General features: G+C 61.2%; 13 protein-coding genes. 7 read left to right on the top strand and 6 right to left on the bottom strand.

The window, feature by feature from the left end; genetic code table 11:
• Positions 1-142: 142 nt before the first annotated feature.
• The 4 genes from eno (at position 143) to VVT58_RS05600 (ending at position 4,359) form a co-directional block, all read left to right on the top strand.
• Positions 143-1,417 carry a phosphopyruvate hydratase gene (gene eno, locus VVT58_RS05615; protein WP_327754410.1) on the top strand — a complete coding sequence of 425 codons (1,275 nt, stop codon included), beginning with the start codon at positions 143-145 and terminating at the stop codon, positions 1,415-1,417.
• 77 nt (positions 1,418-1,494) lie between these two features.
• A complete protein-coding gene (locus VVT58_RS05610; protein ID WP_066557279.1) occupies positions 1,495-1,806 on the top strand; it encodes a septum formation initiator family protein in 312 nt (103 codons plus the stop codon).
• Between the two features lie 130 nt (positions 1,807-1,936).
• Positions 1,937-3,004 (top strand): pyruvate dehydrogenase (acetyl-transferring) E1 component subunit alpha, encoded by a 1,068-nt coding sequence (pdhA, locus tag VVT58_RS05605; RefSeq protein ID WP_066557282.1) that lies wholly within the window; start codon positions 1,937-1,939, stop codon positions 3,002-3,004.
• Positions 3,004-4,359: a pyruvate dehydrogenase complex E1 component subunit beta gene (locus tag VVT58_RS05600; RefSeq protein WP_327754409.1), complete on the top strand. Its 1,356-nt coding sequence runs from the start codon at positions 3,004-3,006 to the stop codon at positions 4,357-4,359. The genes pdhA and VVT58_RS05600 overlap by 1 nt, the downstream gene beginning before the upstream one ends.
• 58 nt (positions 4,360-4,417) lie before the next feature.
• Here VVT58_RS05600 and VVT58_RS05595 read toward each other — a convergent pair whose 3' ends face one another.
• The 3 genes from VVT58_RS05595 to VVT58_RS05585 are packed head-to-tail and all read right to left on the bottom strand — an operon-like array spanning position 4,418 to position 7,283.
• Positions 4,418-5,098 carry a TadE/TadG family type IV pilus assembly protein gene (locus tag VVT58_RS05595; protein ID WP_327754408.1) on the bottom strand — a complete coding sequence of 227 codons (681 nt, stop codon included), beginning with the start codon at positions 5,096-5,098 and terminating at the stop codon, positions 4,418-4,420.
• 2 nt (positions 5,099-5,100) lie between these two features.
• A complete protein-coding gene (locus tag VVT58_RS05590; protein ID WP_327754407.1) occupies positions 5,101-5,697 on the bottom strand; it encodes a TadE/TadG family type IV pilus assembly protein in 597 nt (198 codons plus the stop codon).
• Complete coding sequence (locus tag VVT58_RS05585) at positions 5,694-7,283, bottom strand: TadE/TadG family type IV pilus assembly protein (protein ID WP_327754406.1); 1,590 nt, start codon at positions 7,281-7,283, stop codon at positions 5,694-5,696. The genes VVT58_RS05590 and VVT58_RS05585 overlap by 4 nt, the downstream gene beginning before the upstream one ends.
• Before the next feature lie 141 nt (positions 7,284-7,424).
• Here VVT58_RS05585 and VVT58_RS05580 point away from each other — a divergent pair, with 141 nt between their 5' ends.
• Together VVT58_RS05580 and VVT58_RS05575 are read left to right on the top strand one after the other, a co-directional pair.
• Positions 7,425-8,072: a hypothetical protein gene (locus VVT58_RS05580; protein WP_405053724.1), complete on the top strand. Its 648-nt coding sequence runs from the start codon at positions 7,425-7,427 to the stop codon at positions 8,070-8,072.
• A gap of 11 nt (positions 8,073-8,083) precedes the next feature.
• Positions 8,084-8,548, top strand: a complete 465-nt coding sequence (locus tag VVT58_RS05575) for a hypothetical protein (RefSeq protein WP_327754405.1) — start codon at positions 8,084-8,086, stop codon at positions 8,546-8,548.
• A 3-nt stretch (positions 8,549-8,551) separates the two neighbouring features.
• Here VVT58_RS05575 and trmFO read toward each other — a convergent pair whose 3' ends face one another.
• Complete coding sequence (gene trmFO, locus VVT58_RS05570) at positions 8,552-9,889, bottom strand: methylenetetrahydrofolate--tRNA-(uracil(54)-C(5))-methyltransferase (FADH(2)-oxidizing) TrmFO (RefSeq protein ID WP_327754404.1); 1,338 nt, start codon at positions 9,887-9,889, stop codon at positions 8,552-8,554.
• A 61-nt stretch (positions 9,890-9,950) separates the two neighbouring features.
• Positions 9,951-11,252: a dicarboxylate/amino acid:cation symporter gene (locus VVT58_RS05565; protein ID WP_327754403.1), complete on the bottom strand. Its 1,302-nt coding sequence runs from the start codon at positions 11,250-11,252 to the stop codon at positions 9,951-9,953.
• A 192-nt stretch (positions 11,253-11,444) separates the two neighbouring features.
• On the opposite strand from VVT58_RS05565, the gene VVT58_RS05560 reads away from it, so the two are divergent.
• A complete protein-coding gene (locus VVT58_RS05560) occupies positions 11,445-12,857 on the top strand; it encodes a M20/M25/M40 family metallo-hydrolase (RefSeq protein WP_327754402.1) in 1,413 nt (470 codons plus the stop codon).
• Between the two features lie 32 nt (positions 12,858-12,889).
• Here VVT58_RS05560 and leuA read toward each other — a convergent pair whose 3' ends face one another.
• A complete protein-coding gene (leuA, locus tag VVT58_RS05555) occupies positions 12,890-14,563 on the bottom strand; it encodes a 2-isopropylmalate synthase (RefSeq protein WP_327754401.1) in 1,674 nt (557 codons plus the stop codon).
• Positions 14,564-14,569 lie beyond the last annotated feature (6 nt).

The raw sequence follows: 14,569 nt of genomic DNA, 5'->3' as shown, positions 1-14,569 counted from the left end.
CCACCGCCCACAGTTCCGTTGCCGTTACTATTTTGAGCATCGGCATTTTTCGAGTCCTTGCAAGCCCCCGCATTGCCAATCGGGAAGGTGGTAGCTAAGCGAAGCGCGAAAAGCGACCCAGCGCCACTCCAAGGAGCGATCCATGACCGCCATTCTCGATATTCACGCCCGCCAGATTCTGGACAGCCGCGGCAATCCGACCGTCGAAGTCGATGTCATGCTGGAGGATGGCAGCTTCGGACGCGCCGCCGTGCCGTCGGGCGCTTCCACCGGCGCCTATGAAGCGGTCGAGAAGCGCGACGGCGACAAGAGCAAATATCTGGGCAAGGGCGTCCTGACGGCTGTCGCTGCCGTCAACGACCAGATTGCCGAGCAGATCATCGGCCTGGATGCCGAGGATCAGGCCGAAGTCGACGCCGCGATGATCGCGCTCGACGGCACGGAGAACAAGTCGAACCTGGGCGCCAACGCGATACTGGGCGTCAGCCTGGCGGTGGCTAAGGCCGCTGCCGATGCGCGCGGCCTGCCGCTCTATCGCTATGTCGGCGGCGTCAACGCCCATGTGCTGCCGGTGCCGATGATGAACATCATCAACGGCGGCGAGCATGCCGACAATCCGATCGACTTCCAGGAATTCATGATCATGCCGGTCGGTGCCGAGAGCATTGCTGACGCGGTTCGCATCGGTTCGGAAATCTTCCATACGCTCAAGAAGGGTCTTCACGATAAAGGGCTGGCCACCTCGGTCGGGGATGAGGGCGGTTTCGCGCCGAACATCGCTTCGACCCGCGACGCACTCGACTTCATCATGCTGTCCATCGAGAAGGCGGGCTACAAGCCGGGGGACGATGTCGTGCTGGCGCTGGACTGCGCGGCGACCGAATTCTTCAAGAACGGCAAATATGAAATTTCGGGCGAAGGCCTGTCGCTTAGCCCCGTCGAAATGGCCGATTATCTGGCAGCTCTTTGCGCGGACTATCCGATCAAGTCGATCGAGGACGGCATGAGCGAGGATGATTTCGAAGGCTGGAAGGCGCTGACCGACAAGATCGGCGCCAAGGTCCAACTGGTCGGTGACGACCTGTTCGTGACCAACCCCAAGCGCTTGGAAATGGGCATCGGCAAGGGGCTTGCCAATTCGCTGCTGGTCAAGGTGAACCAGATCGGCTCGTTGACCGAAACGCTGGCGGCCGTCGACATGGCCCACCGTGCGCGCTACACCGCCGTCATGTCGCATCGTTCGGGCGAAACCGAGGACGCGACCATCGCAGATCTCGCCGTCGCCACCAATTGCGGCCAGATCAAGACCGGGTCGCTTGCCCGCTCCGACCGGCTCGCCAAGTATAACCAGCTTATCCGTATCGAAGAAGAGCTGGGTGACATTGCCCTTTACGCGGGCCGTTCGATCTTCCGCTAAGTCAATTTTTCGACGGTCGGCCGCAAGGGCAATAAATTTTGCTTGCGGCCGGCCCGTCCCTGTGATTCAACTGGTCCATGGCGCATATCGCGAAACTCCGCATGTTGCTTTTTTCAGCCTTCGGGCCGGCGATTGCGGTGCTTCTTCTTCTTTTCTTCGCCGGCTATGTGGTGCTGGGTTCCAACGGCGTTCTGGCCTGGGGCGATTATAAGCGCCAGCTTCATCATGCGCAGGCTGAGCTGAAGCAAATCCAGACTCATCGGCAAGAGCTTAAGAACCGGGTGGATTTGCTCAATCCCCGGCGCGTCGACCCCGACCTTTCCGATGAGCTGATCCGGCGCGAGCTGGGCGTCGTCCATCATGATGAAGTGATCGTTCCGCTGAACTGATTATCAAACCGGAACGCTTGTCTAAGCGCATTTGCTGCGTTTCGAGGCTCCATGCCGCGTTGCATTTGGGGGCGGACTGCCGCTATACCGGCCTTCCTTCCATCCTCACCCACGCAAAAGGATAAAAGCCTTGGCGAAACCAACAACGCCGCGTCCGTCACGCGCAAAGGCAGCCAGTCCGGCTGGCGCGGACCATAACCGGCCTCGCCCCGACGCTCCGAAAGATTATAAGGCCACCAAGGAAGAGCTGCTGGAATTTTATCGGCAGATGGTGCTCATTCGCCGTTTCGAGGAAAAGGCGGGTCAACTTTACGGCCTCGGCCTGATCGGTGGCTTCTGTCACCTTTATATCGGTCAGGAAGCGGTTGCCGTCGGCATCCAGTCGGCGCTCAAGCCCGGCAAGGACAGTGTCATCACAGGCTATCGCGACCACGGCCATATGTTGGCCTATGGCATCGATCCCAATGTCATCATGGCGGAACTGACCGGCCGTGAAGCGGGCATCTCCCGCGGCAAGGGCGGTTCGATGCACATGTTCAGCGTCGAGCATAAATTCTTCGGCGGCCACGGCATCGTCGGCGCGCAGGTGTCGCTGGGCGCGGGTCTAGGCTTTGCGCATAAGTATAACAATGACGGCGGCGTGTGCGTCGCCTATTTCGGTGACGGCGCGGCCAACCAGGGCCAGGTCTACGAAAGCTTCAACATGGCCGAGCTGTGGAAGCTGCCGATCATCTTCGTGATCGAGAACAACCAATATGCCATGGGCACCAGCGTCAACCGTTCGTCGGCGGAAGATCAGCTTTACCGCCGGGGCGAGAGCTTCCGCATTCCGGGCATTCAGGTGAACGGCATGGACGTTCTCGCCGTGCGCGGCGCCACCGAGGAAGCGCTCAAATGGGTGCAGGGCGGCAATGGCCCGATCCTGCTGGAAATGAAGACCTACCGTTATCGCGGCCATTCCATGTCCGACCCAGCCAAATACCGATCGCGCGAGGAAGTGCAATCGATGCGCGACAAGTCCGACCCGATCGAGGGCGTCAAGAAATATCTGGCCGATGTCGGCGTTTCCGAAGACGAGTTCAAGAAGATCGATCAGGATATCCGCAAGATCGTCAGCGACGCCGCGGATTTCGCTGAAACCTCTCCCGAACCGGAACTGCACGAGCTTTATACTGACGTGCTGGTGGAGCAATATTAATGGGTATCGAAATCAAGATGCCGGCGCTTTCCCCGACCATGGAGGAAGGCACGCTGGCCAAATGGCTGGTGAAGGAAGGTGACGAGGTCCGCTCGGGCGACATTTTGGCCGAGATCGAGACCGACAAGGCGACGATGGAATTCGAAGCCGTCGACGAAGGCAAGATCGGCCAGATCATGATAGCCGAGGGCACCGAAGGCGTGAAAGTCGGCACCGTCATCGCGACGATGGCGGGTGAGGGTGGTGAAGCGGTCGCTCCTGCTCCGGCAGCCAAGGCGGAAGCGCCTGCAAAGGTCGAAGCGGCGCCTGAGCCGAAGAAGCCGGTCGAGGTCAAGGCGACGGTCAAGGATCCGGCTCTCCCCGAAGGCACGGACTATGTGAAGACGACCGTGCGTGAAGCGCTGCGCGATGCCATGGCGGAGGAAATGCGCCGTGACGAGCGCGTCTTTGTCATGGGCGAAGAGGTGGCCGAATATCAGGGCGCCTACAAGGTGACCCAGGGGCTGCTGGAAGAATTTGGCGACAAGCGCGTCATCGACACGCCGATCACCGAATATGGCTTTGCCGGCATCGGTGCGGGCGCGGCGATGGGCGGATTGAAGCCGATCGTCGAGTTCATGACCTTCAACTTCGCGATGCAGGCGATCGACCACATCATCAACTCGGCCGCCAAGACCAACTATATGTCCGGCGGCCAGATGCGCTGCCCGATCGTGTTCCGCGGTCCCAACGGCGCCGCGAGCCGCGTTGCCGCGCAGCATAGCCAAAACTATGGTCCCTGGTATGCGGCGGTTCCGGGCCTGATCGTGATCGCGCCCTATGACTCGGCCGACGCCAAGGGCTTGCTGAAAGCCGCGATCCGTTCGGACGATCCGGTCGTGTTCCTTGAGAACGAACTGGTCTATGGCCGCAGCTTCGATGTGCCCAAGGTCGACGATTATGTCCTGCCGATCGGCAAGGCGCGCATCATCCGCGAGGGCAAGGACGTGACGCTGGTCAGCTATTCGATCGGCGTCGGCGTCGCGCTGGAGGCGGCCGAAAAGCTGGCGGCCGAAGGCATTGACGCGGAAGTCATCGACCTGCGCACGCTGCGTCCGCTCGACACAGCGACGGTTCTGGAGAGCCTCAAGAAGACCAACCGCCTGGTGGTAGTCGAAGAAGGCTGGCCGGTTTGCTCGATCGCATCGGAAATCGCTGCTGTGGTCATGGAGCAGGGCTTTGACGACCTCGACGCGCCGGTGCTGCGCGTGACCAATGAGGATGTGCCATTGCCCTATGCGGCCAACCTCGAAAAAGCAGCCCTGATCGACGCCGCGCGCGTGGTCGAGGCGGTGAAGAGGGTTTGTTATAGGTAAGAAGGAGGCGGGCGGCGCAAAATGGGCCGCCCCCTTTTGCAAAGGCTATCCATGAGGGTCAGGCCGAATAATAGTTGCAGGTCGACTTTGCCGTACCAGATAGGTTTTGAGCGTTTTGAAGGCTCTGAATTGTGCGATCGCGCACCGAAAAGGCCGATGAGTAGTGGATGGTGATCGGGCCGAAGAACATGTTCGACATGATCGGCTTGTAGTCGTAGAAAATTTCCACGACTACCACCGGGTTGCCCGGCGTTGCTGAAATCTGACTACCTGCTGCGCCCATGCCGGTGGTCAACACCTGACCTTCCGTTCCGATGGTCTGAGCTGCGGCGACACTCTTTATTCCTTTGCAGCGTTGCCATGTGATCACCTGGTCGGTGAGAGGAGTCGAGGTTGCTGCATTGTCTTCCACGGTAGATATGATGATCCGACCCCGCGATGTCAGATCAAGTGAATCCCCAGCATATTTTGCTCCAATGATGACGTCGTTGATGTCGTTTTCGTCAATTCGATCCCTGACGCGCGCCACGCCATCAGCCGCCATGCTGGTAATGGCGCTTATCCGTGCATGTGTAATGGCGATGTTCGCAAGCTCCGTTCCTCCGAAGGTGAGCAGGATGAGAAACGGCAACGCATAGGCAAACTCGATCAGAGCCAGCCCTTTTTGATTTGCGCGAAGCTGGCGTAGAGGCATCGGGAGTACGCGTTCGAATTTATCGATATGCCGCGTGGCAAACATGCTCAAACTCCGCATTTCACGGGGGGATCGACAATGCCGGCATAGGGTTCGTTGCGCATGAAAGTCGTCCGGGAAATCGTCACCAAATTGCCCATGCCCAAGAGTTGCGGAATAGGCGAAAGGCGGTTGTAGGTGACGGTGATCTGATAACGGACGACATCTTCGGCTGTGCCGATGCCCGATGCGCCCTGACTGGCGATGTCATAACTATTGTTGCGATTATCGTCGATGAAGCAGTCGGGCCCGCTCTTGTCGTAAAGGCCGTTCGAATTGACGTCGGTCGTCAGCTTTTCGGGCTTGCCGATCTTGTTGTAGGTCAGAAAATTCGAAGAGCCTATCTGCACATTGGAACCGCTCGCAATGCTAGCCAGCCGCCCTCGAACATAGGTTTCGACGGTGGCGGCCGCGGCGTTTTCCAGCGTCACCTTTCGAGCGGCTGCGTTCGCAGTACCCTGAACGACGGCGGTTGCATAAGCCTGATACGCAAGATCGAGCGCTCCAAGGATCATGAAGATCAGTGGCGCTGCAACGACGGCGAATTCCACGATGGTTACGCCGTCGCGATTTTTCGCGAGTTGCTTGAGGGGGGCGGGGATCATGCGCCTAGCCTCAAATTGCCCACCTTGTCCGATATCCGCTTGAATGCATTGGCAAGGTCGGTAGCGTTGCTGACCGAAATGGCCTGGCTGCTATTCGATGCGCAGGACGCAATATCCGAATTCATTGTTTGGCCGGACAAGACCCCGATGACCCATATATCGACATAATAGGGATCGGACTTCGCCTTTGCGCACATCAGCTTGAAGCGTTGCGTGTGAATGGCTTCCAGAGGTGTATCTTGCGTACCGGTCGACGCTGTTCGCCCTGCATATTTAGCTACGCCATAAGCGCTGTACGCGTCTCGGAATGGCGACATCTCGCCATCGGTCATGAAGACTATGGTGCGGCGGACCTTCACGTTGTTGAATTTATCCGGATTGCGATATCCGAAGATGCCGTTGTTAGCTATCATCCTAAGACCCCAGATGATGCCGAGGTCGTGATAGGTCGCGCCGTCGCCTGTTACGATCGTATCGACCTGCGCGTCGAACTCGCTTTGGCTGGCCCATGCCTTCATGTGGACAGCAGGCTTTGGGCAGGCGGCTTTGTAGAAGTTAGAACCCGTAACTGAACCCATGGATTCTTCGCTGATACGACTGGAGCCGCTCATTGCCTCATAGTCATAGGGTGCCCAGCGGGTGGCGTCACTGTCAGGGATTTTCGCGATGTCGAGGTCCCACGCGTCAGCCGGTATGGTGGTGCTGGTTGCCGTAAGTGCAGTGGATGTGCCGCGTTCCTCGATGCATCCTTGCCAGCTATTGTCGAGCCAGGTCGATGAATAATTCGGCCAGTCGGTCGCCGTTTTCAATGTTCCGCTGCTGTTTCGATACTGATAGGATGAACGAACATAGGCTGTATTTTCGGCGCGGATCAGTTTGCCGACATTCACCGTGCTGGAAAATTGCAGGAACCCGATCCTCATACGAAGATTTTTTCCTTCGAGCGCTACTTGGGCGGGACGCAAATTGGAATATAGGGTCTTTAGCGCATCCCGCATTTCTCGCATTTTGGACTTATTTGTCCCGCTCACAGGTTTTTCTGTCTCCTGGGCGCAGCTAAGCGCATTGGACATATAACAGTTCATCGAGCCGGTCGTATCGAGAACAAGCATCAGATCAGTATTGACGTAATATTCTTCCGCCAGGCATTCGGCGTTTACGCGCATTTCAGTGATCCCGACGACCCGCAGCAGGGTGGTCGGGACAGTCGTGGTGGCTTCCATCCGAAGCTGGCCGTTGTCCAGCGCAGTCGTAACGCGATTGGCGGCATTGGCGTCCGTCGTGGACATGACCGCAGACCCCATCAACTGATTAGGGAAGTTAAAGTTGAAATAGTTGAGGGCTTGTTGCTTGTCGGCACTCGTCAATATGGTCCCGCTCATGGAGCGTCGTCCGGCAAGCGCGCCTGCGTCGCAGGCCTGCTGCATGCGGGCTTTCACCAGATAGGCTCGGCTGAAATCCACAGCGGCGCCAGCCATGCCTGCTAACGGAATCATCGCCGCAGCCACGATCGCCAGCGTATTGCCCGCCTGATTGTGGTAAAGCCGCGTCAGAATGAACAGCGCGCGCTTGATCCGATCACCCATAATCCGCTCTGCCTTTACTTGCCCCGCACCCCCATTTCAGGCAGGGCAGCCCCATGCCCATGAAGGGGCAGTTGCCAGGATCACTATGTCCGCTGAAGTTAAAAAGCTGATAATTTCAGCAAAAACTATTTCCATGGATATATGTGGATAGTCGTGGTGCAGGATGATCTCCACCCACTCGCTTCGCTGTTGAGCGCCTATGCCGGGCCGGATGTTGCGCGCCATCGACTCATCTGGGCGCTCGATGCGCGGTTCGCGCGGTTGGTGGCGACGACCAGCGAGCCGATGATCGGACAGATGCGCTTAGCCTGGTGGAATGACGCGCTAACCGACGACAACGGCGTGAAAGGGCAGGGCGAACCGCTGATCGACGCGATGCGGAAGCTGGGGGCCGTGCCGCTGTGCGGGCTTTCGCAATGGCTTGATGGATGGGAAGCCTTGATCGGGGAGATCGATCTCCATGCTTATGCGGAGGGACGGGGCGGTGGCCTGTTTCGTGCCTTGGCGGGGCGGGACGATATTCCGACTTGGCTCGTCCAGGCGGGAGCGGCCTGGGCGCTGTGGGATTTGTCGGGTCATATCGACGATCGGGTCATCGCCGGCCGGGCGATCGAAATGGCGCGGGAGCATATGTTGCGGGAGAAACCGGCCTGGCCCAAGGAATGGCGCGCTTTGCGCATCGCTTATCATCTCGCGCGCCATGACATTAAAATGGGCCGTTGCGCACCGGCGGGATTGACCCCTGCGCTGTATCTGAGATTGGTGCGCGTCGCGCTGACGGGACGTTAGGAGGATTAAAGGTGGGGCGAAGTCTGGTGGGCGCGATGGCCGCTTTGCTGTTGATGGCCGGAGGGCTGTTCTGGTGGCAGGGACACGCGAGCAATGAAGCCATGCCTCAGCCGCTGATCGGATCACCGCCGCCGCCCGCCGTCGAGGCGCTGCCCGAAGGCGATCCGGACGCCACGGGCGATGCGCCGCTCATGCCCGGCGAAGCTTCGCCGCAGAGCCGTGAGCAGAAGCGTTTCGGCCGTTATGACCGCAATCGCGATGGCGTCATCACCCGGATCGAGATGATGGGCAGCCGGGTGAAGGCGTTCAAGGCGCTCGACAAGAACAACGACAATCTCCTCTCCTTCGAGGAGTGGGCCGTGACCACGTCGGACCGTTTCGCCAAGGCCGACGGCAATGGCGACGGCAAGCTGACCCCTGCCGAATTCGCGACGACCGCGCCCAAACGCACGGCCGCGCCGAAGTGCAAATGCTAAGCGTCAGGCGGGCTGAAGCTCGCCCAGCCACTGGCCTAGAGCGGCGCGCGCGCGCGCGGTCATGGCTTCCTTGCGCTGCTTTTTCTTGACGTCTGCCAGTGGCGGGAACAGGCCGAAATTGACGTTCATCGGCTGATAATCCGCCGTCTCGACATTGCCGATGACATGGCTCAGCAGTGCGCCCAGCGCTGTTTCGGGCGGCAGCGGCGCCAACGGCCTGCCCAAAATCTCGGCCGCGGCAAAGCGTCCGGCGAGCAGGCCGATGGCCGCGCTCTCGACATAGCCCTCGCAGCCCGTCACCTGCCCGGCGAAGCGGATGTGCGGCGCGCTTTTGAGGCGCAGCGTGGCGTCGAGCAGCTTGGGGCTCTGGATGAAGGTGTTGCGATGCAGCCCGCCCAGCCGCGCGAACTCTGCCTTTTCCAGGCCGGGGATGGTCCGGAGCAGTTCGGTCTGCGCGCCATGCTTCAGCTTGGTCTGGAAGCCGACCATATTCCACAGCGTCCCCGCCGCATTGTCCTGCCGAAGCTGCACCACGGCATAGGGCCAGCGGCCGGTGCGCGGATCGTCCAGGCCCATCGGCTTCATCGGCCCATGGCGCAACGTTTCGGGGCCGCGTGAGGCCATCACCTCGATCGGCATGCAGCCTTCGAAATAGGGTGTGTCCTTTTCCCACTCCTTGAACTCGGTCTTTTCGCCGTCCAGCAGTCCCTGGACGAAGGCCTGATACTGTTCCTTGTTCATGGGGCAGTTGATATAATCCTTGCCCTCGCCGCCGCCGGGGCCGATCTTGTCCCAGCGATTGGCCATCCAGCATTTGTCCATGTCAATGCTGTCGAAATGCACGACCGGCGCGATGGCGTCGAAAAAGGCGAGATGATCGATCCCCGCCGCCTGGCCGATGCTGGCGGCGAGCGCGGGTGCGGTCAACGGGCCGGTGGCGACGATGGTCATGCCCTCGGTCGGCAGCGCGTCGATGCGTTCACGCACGATCTCGACATTGGGATGTTCGGCCAATGTTCGGGTGACGCCGTCGGAAAAGATATGACGATCGACCGCCAGCGCCGATCCGGCGGGCACCTTGGCCGGTTCTGCCTGCGCCATGATGAGCGAGCCAAGCCGCCGCATTTCCTGATGCAGCAGCCCCACGGCATTCTTGTCCGGATCGTCGGAGCGGAAGCTGTTGGAGCAGACCAGTTCGGCAAGACCCTCGGTCTGGTGCGCGGGCGTCATGTCGCCGCTGCCGCGCATTTCCGACAGGCGGACCTTCACGCCGGCCTGCGCCAATTGCCATGCCGCTTCCGTGCCCGCAAGCCCGCCGCCGATGATATGAACCTGATGCATGGGGCGACCCATGGTCCCCTCCGCGCCGCAGGTCAACCGTTGTTCAGAAGGGGGGCGCTGCTCAGGCCGGGGCCAGCTCCGTCCCGCCATAATAGGCAGCTTCGTCCAAGATCCCTTCCCGCTTGGCGACGATGGTGGCGACCAGCACCTGGCCCGCGACATTGACGGCGGTGCGGCCCATGTCGAGGATCGGATCGATGGCGAGCAGCAGGCCCGCTCCCTCCAGCGGCAGGCCGAGCGTGGAAAGCGTCAGCGTCAGCATGACTATGGCGCCCGTCAGGCCAGCCGTCGCCGCCGATCCGACGACCGACACGAAGACGATCAGCGCATAGTCCGCCGCATGGAGTGGGATGCCGTAAAAGCCAGCCACGAATATCGCTGCAAGCGCCGGATAGATGGAAGCGCAGCCGTCCATCTTGGTGGTGGAGGCCAGTGGAATGGCGAAGGCGGCATAGCCCTTTTCCACGCCCATGCGTTCCGTCACAGTCTCGGTGACGGGCAGGGTGCCGACCGAGGATCGCGATACGAAGCCAAGCTGGATGGCCGGCCACGCCTTGGCGAAGAAGGGCAGGGGTTTGAGGCCGTTGGCGGCCAGCAGCAGCGGATAGACGACGAGCAGGACGATGGCGAGGCCCAGATACACCGCCCCTGCAAAGCTGCCGAGCTGGGCCAGCGCGCTCCAGCCATAGGTGGCGATCGCGCTGCCGATAAGAGCGGCTGAGCCGATGGGCGTCAGGCGGATGATCCAGCCGAGGATCGCGCGCACCACGGCGAGCAGCGAACGGACGAAGGCCAGGAACGGTTCGGCCTTTTCTCCGACCTTCAGCGTCGCGAGGCCGATGGCGATGGAAACAACCAGCAATTGCAGGATATTGAAGGAGAGGGTGGTGGTCGCTCCGCTATCGTTCAGCTTCGTACTGGCGGACAGGGCGAAGCTGTTGCCGGGGACCAGGCCTTTCAGGAAATCGAGCCAGCCTCCAACGGAATCGGGCTTTCCCACGGCCAAGGCCTGTCCGTGCAAGCCGGAACCCGGCTGGACGATCAACCCGATGGCAAGGCCGATGACGACGGCGATCAGCGCCGTGATTGCAAACCAGAGGAGGGTTTGTCCGGCCAGCCGCGCCGCATTGTCGAGGGCGCGCAGATTGGCGATGGAGGCGACGATCGCCGCGAACACCAGCGGCGGCACCACGGCCTTCAGCAGCGAAACGAAGATCGACCCCGTGGTCTTGAGCGCCGTCGCCAGCCAGTTGAGATCGCCGTCCGGCCCCGAACCGATGGATCGCGCCAGCAGGCCAAGCAATAGGCCGACGGCCATACCGGCAAGAACCTGAAATCCGAAACTGCGATAGTTGATGGCCATGGGCTCACATTCCTTCGGGCGACCGGCGCGCGATATGGGGAGCGACCCTGCCAAATGCGCGCAAGCAATTCTTTATGGGGGTGAACGCGGATAAGGACGCCCTCTTTCCGCAGCTTAACAGCCAAACGGATTGGCCGCCGCGATCCGCTATGCCACATGGAATGGCGAAATCCAGCATGGAGAGGCGATTTGATGAAGTGGTGGCCGGTTTTGATGGCCCTGTCCTTGCCGCAGGGGGCGTCGGCGGCGGGCGATCCGGCGCTGGCCAAGGCGGTGCTGATGAAGTCGATTGCCTTCCGGACGGTGGCGGATGAGGGGCAGGTTCCCCGCCTCGCTGCTTATTATGCGTCGGTGTTGCGGCAGGCGGGCTTTGCGACGGTCGATCTGGAGATCACGCCGATAGGCGAAACGGCGACATTGGCCGCGACCGTCCGGGGCAGCGATCCCCAACTCAAGCCCCTGCTGATGATCGGCCATATGGATGTGGTGGCGGCCAATCCGGCGGACTGGACACGCGATCCCTTCACGCCGGTGGAGGAGAATGGCTATATTTTCGGCCGGGGGGCGGAGGACAATAAATATGACGTCGCCATGATGGTGGCGACGATGGCTGGGCTGAAGAAGGAAGGCTGGCGACCGCGGCGGACCGTCACCTTGCTGCTGTCAGGCGACGAGGAAACCCATATGCGCACGACGCGGGCGCTGGCGGAGAAATATAAGGACGCCGAACTGCTGTTGAACGGCGATGGCGGCGGCGGCCTGCTGGATGAGGCTGGCCAGCCCGTTCTGTATCAGTTGCAGGCGGGCGAAAAGACCTATGCCGATTTCGAGATCGCCTTTACCGATGCCGGCGGCCATAGCGGCGCGCCGACGCCCGGCAATCCCATCTATCGGCTGGCGCGCGCGATCGATCGGATCGCGGCCTATCGCTTCGCGCCGATGCGCAACGAACTGACCAAGGCTTCGCTGTCCTTGTCGGCCGATCGCATCGGCGGCGCGGTGGGGGCGGCGATGCGGCGCTATGCGGAGACGGGAGACAGCAAGGCAGCTAATTTGCTGTCCGAATATCCCGAATTTGTCGGGCAGGTGCGGACGACCTGCGTGGCGACCATGGCGCAGGCGGGGCATGCGCTCAACGCTTTGCCGCAAAGCGCGAAGGTCGATGTCAACTGCCGCATCTTTCCGGGCATCGCCATCGACGTGGTGAAGGCGGAACTCGCCCAGGCGGTCGACGACCCCGGCGCGGCGATCACCACGCTCGACGATCCCAAGGCGAGCGATGCGTCGCCCTTGCGCGAGGATGTGGTGAAGGCGGTGACGGCGGCGGTCGCGGCGCGCTATCCGAATATTCCCGTCATCCCCTCCATGTCGGCGGGGGCGACGGATAGCCTCTATTTCCGGGCGCTGGGAGTGCCGAGCTATGGCGTGTCCAGCCTGTTCCAGCGGGGCGAGGACGGCTTTGCCCATGGACTGGACGAACGCGTGCCAGTGGCGGGAATAGCCGACGCGCTCGATCAGTGGGAGCGCGTGATAAAGGTGCTGGCGGAGGAGGGCGCGCCGACGCTCCGTGCTCCTGCGCAGGCAGGAGCCCAGTCCAAACCGTAGAACTGGGCTCTTTTTGTAGGTTGTCTTAAAGATCAGCGCTGCGCCGCGACGCTATTGGCCGCCGACAGCACCGCCTGAACAGACGCCGTGGCCACGTCCGTGTCCGTACCGATGCCGAAGATGGTCCGGCCATCGGGCGTGCGGCATTCGACGTAAGCGGCCGCCGCGACGTCAGTGCCTGCGCCGATGGCATGCTCGCTATAGTCCGCAATCTCCAGATCGACGTCCAGTTCGTCGCGCAGCGCGGCCAGCACCGAGGAGATCAGGCCGTTGCCACGCCCGGAAATCGAGCGCTCGCCGCCCTTGTGCGTGATCTTGCCGGTGAAGATGCGGTCGCCCGCCGCGCCGCTCTCATGATAGTCGATCAGGCTGTAGGGCTGTTCGCCCGCCAGACGGTAATGGGTTTCAAAGGCTCCCCAGATATCGGCGGCGTTCAGTTCGCGGCTGCTCTCGTCGGCCAGCGCCTGCACGATCTTGGAGAAGTCGGCCTGCATGCGCTTGGGCAGCTTCAGCCCCTTGTCCTGCTGCAACACCCAGGCGACGCCGCCCTTGCCCGATTGCGAGTTCACGCGGATCACGGCTTCATAATCGCGGCCCAGATCCTTGGGATCGATCGGCAGATAGGGCACGTCCCAAATCCGGTCGTTGCGGGCTTCCTGCGCGGCGAAGCCCTTTTTGATCGCGTCCTGATGCGAACCGGAGAAGGCGGTGAACACCAGCTCTCCCGCATAGGGATGGCGCGGATGGACCGGCAACTGGTTGCAATATTCGACGGTCTGGATGACCTCATCGATGTCGCTGAAATCCAGGCCGGGATTGATGCCCTGGGTGTACATGTTCAGCGCCACCGTCACCAAGTCGCAATTGCCGGTGCGTTCGCCATTGCCGAACAGGCAGCCTTCGACACGGTCCGCGCCCGCCATCAGGCCCAGTTCGGCGGCGGCAACGCCGGTGCCCCGGTCATTATGGGTATGCAGCGAGATCACCACGCTGTCGCGCTTGGAAATATTGCGGCAGATCCATTCGATCTGGTCGGCATAGATGTTGGGCGTCGCGGCCTCGACCGTGGCGGGCAGGTTCAGGATCAGCGGGCGCTCAGGCGTCGGCTGGAGGATTTCCATCACCGCCTCGCAGCATTCCAGGCTGAAATCCAGCTCGGCGGTGGAGAAGGTTTCCGGCGAATATTCGAAATGCCAGTCGGTGTCGGGCTGCTTTGCCGCATTGTCGCGCAGCAGCCTGGCGGCGGTGATCGCAATTTCCTTGATCTGCGGCCGGTCCATCTGAAACACGATGTTGCGCCACGCGGGCGACACGGCGTTGTAGATGTGGACGATGGCCTTCTTCGCGCCGCGCAGGGATTCGAAGGTGGTGGCGATCAGATCCTCGCGTGCCTGTGTCAGCACCTGCGGGAACACATCGTCGGGGATCGCGCCGTCACGGACCAGCCCGGAGATGAAGTCGAACTCGGTCGCGCCCGCGCTGGGGAAGCCGACCTCAATTTCCTTGACGCCGACTTTCACCAGCAGGTCGAAGAAGCGGCGCTTCTTTTCCGCGTTCATCGGGTCGATCAGCGACTGGTTGCCGTCGCGCATGTCGGTCGACAGCCAGCGCGGCGGCGCGGTGATGACGTTCGATGGCCACTGGCGATTGGGCAGGTCCACCTGGGGGAAGGGGCGGTATTTCAGCGAGGGATCGTTCAGCATCATGACGAA

It is taken from the genome of Sphingobium sp. SJ10-10, from assembly GCF_036038995.2.
Lineage (GTDB): Bacteria > Pseudomonadota > Alphaproteobacteria > Sphingomonadales > Sphingomonadaceae > Sphingobium.
This window is presented reverse-complemented; position numbering and strand designations above follow the sequence as displayed.

What these genes read in the sequence shown, in the direction of transcription:
- eno (WP_327754410.1), top strand. Translation starts at nt 143, where the DNA reads ATGACCGCCATTCTCGATATTCACGCCCGCCAGATTCTGGACAGCCGC.
- VVT58_RS05610 (WP_066557279.1), top strand. Translation starts at nt 1,495, where the DNA reads ATGGCGCATATCGCGAAACTCCGCATGTTGCTTTTTTCAGCCTTCGGG.
- VVT58_RS05600 (WP_327754409.1), top strand. Translation starts at nt 3,004, where the DNA reads ATGGGTATCGAAATCAAGATGCCGGCGCTTTCCCCGACCATGGAGGAA.
- VVT58_RS05595 (WP_327754408.1), bottom strand. Translation starts at nt 5,098, where the DNA reads ATGTTTGCCACGCGGCATATCGATAAATTCGAACGCGTACTCCCGATG.
- VVT58_RS05590 (WP_327754407.1), bottom strand. Translation starts at nt 5,697, where the DNA reads ATGATCCCCGCCCCCCTCAAGCAACTCGCGAAAAATCGCGACGGCGTA.
- VVT58_RS05585 (WP_327754406.1), bottom strand. Translation starts at nt 7,283, where the DNA reads ATGGGTGATCGGATCAAGCGCGCGCTGTTCATTCTGACGCGGCTTTAC.
- VVT58_RS05580 (WP_405053724.1), top strand. Translation starts at nt 7,425, where the DNA reads ATGTGGATAGTCGTGGTGCAGGATGATCTCCACCCACTCGCTTCGCTG.
- trmFO (WP_327754404.1), bottom strand. Translation starts at nt 9,889, where the DNA reads ATGCATCAGGTTCATATCATCGGCGGCGGGCTTGCGGGCACGGAAGCG.
- VVT58_RS05565 (WP_327754403.1), bottom strand. Translation starts at nt 11,252, where the DNA reads ATGGCCATCAACTATCGCAGTTTCGGATTTCAGGTTCTTGCCGGTATG.
- VVT58_RS05560 (WP_327754402.1), top strand. Translation starts at nt 11,445, where the DNA reads ATGAAGTGGTGGCCGGTTTTGATGGCCCTGTCCTTGCCGCAGGGGGCG.
- leuA (WP_327754401.1), bottom strand. Translation starts at nt 14,563, where the DNA reads ATGATGCTGAACGATCCCTCGCTGAAATACCGCCCCTTCCCCCAGGTG.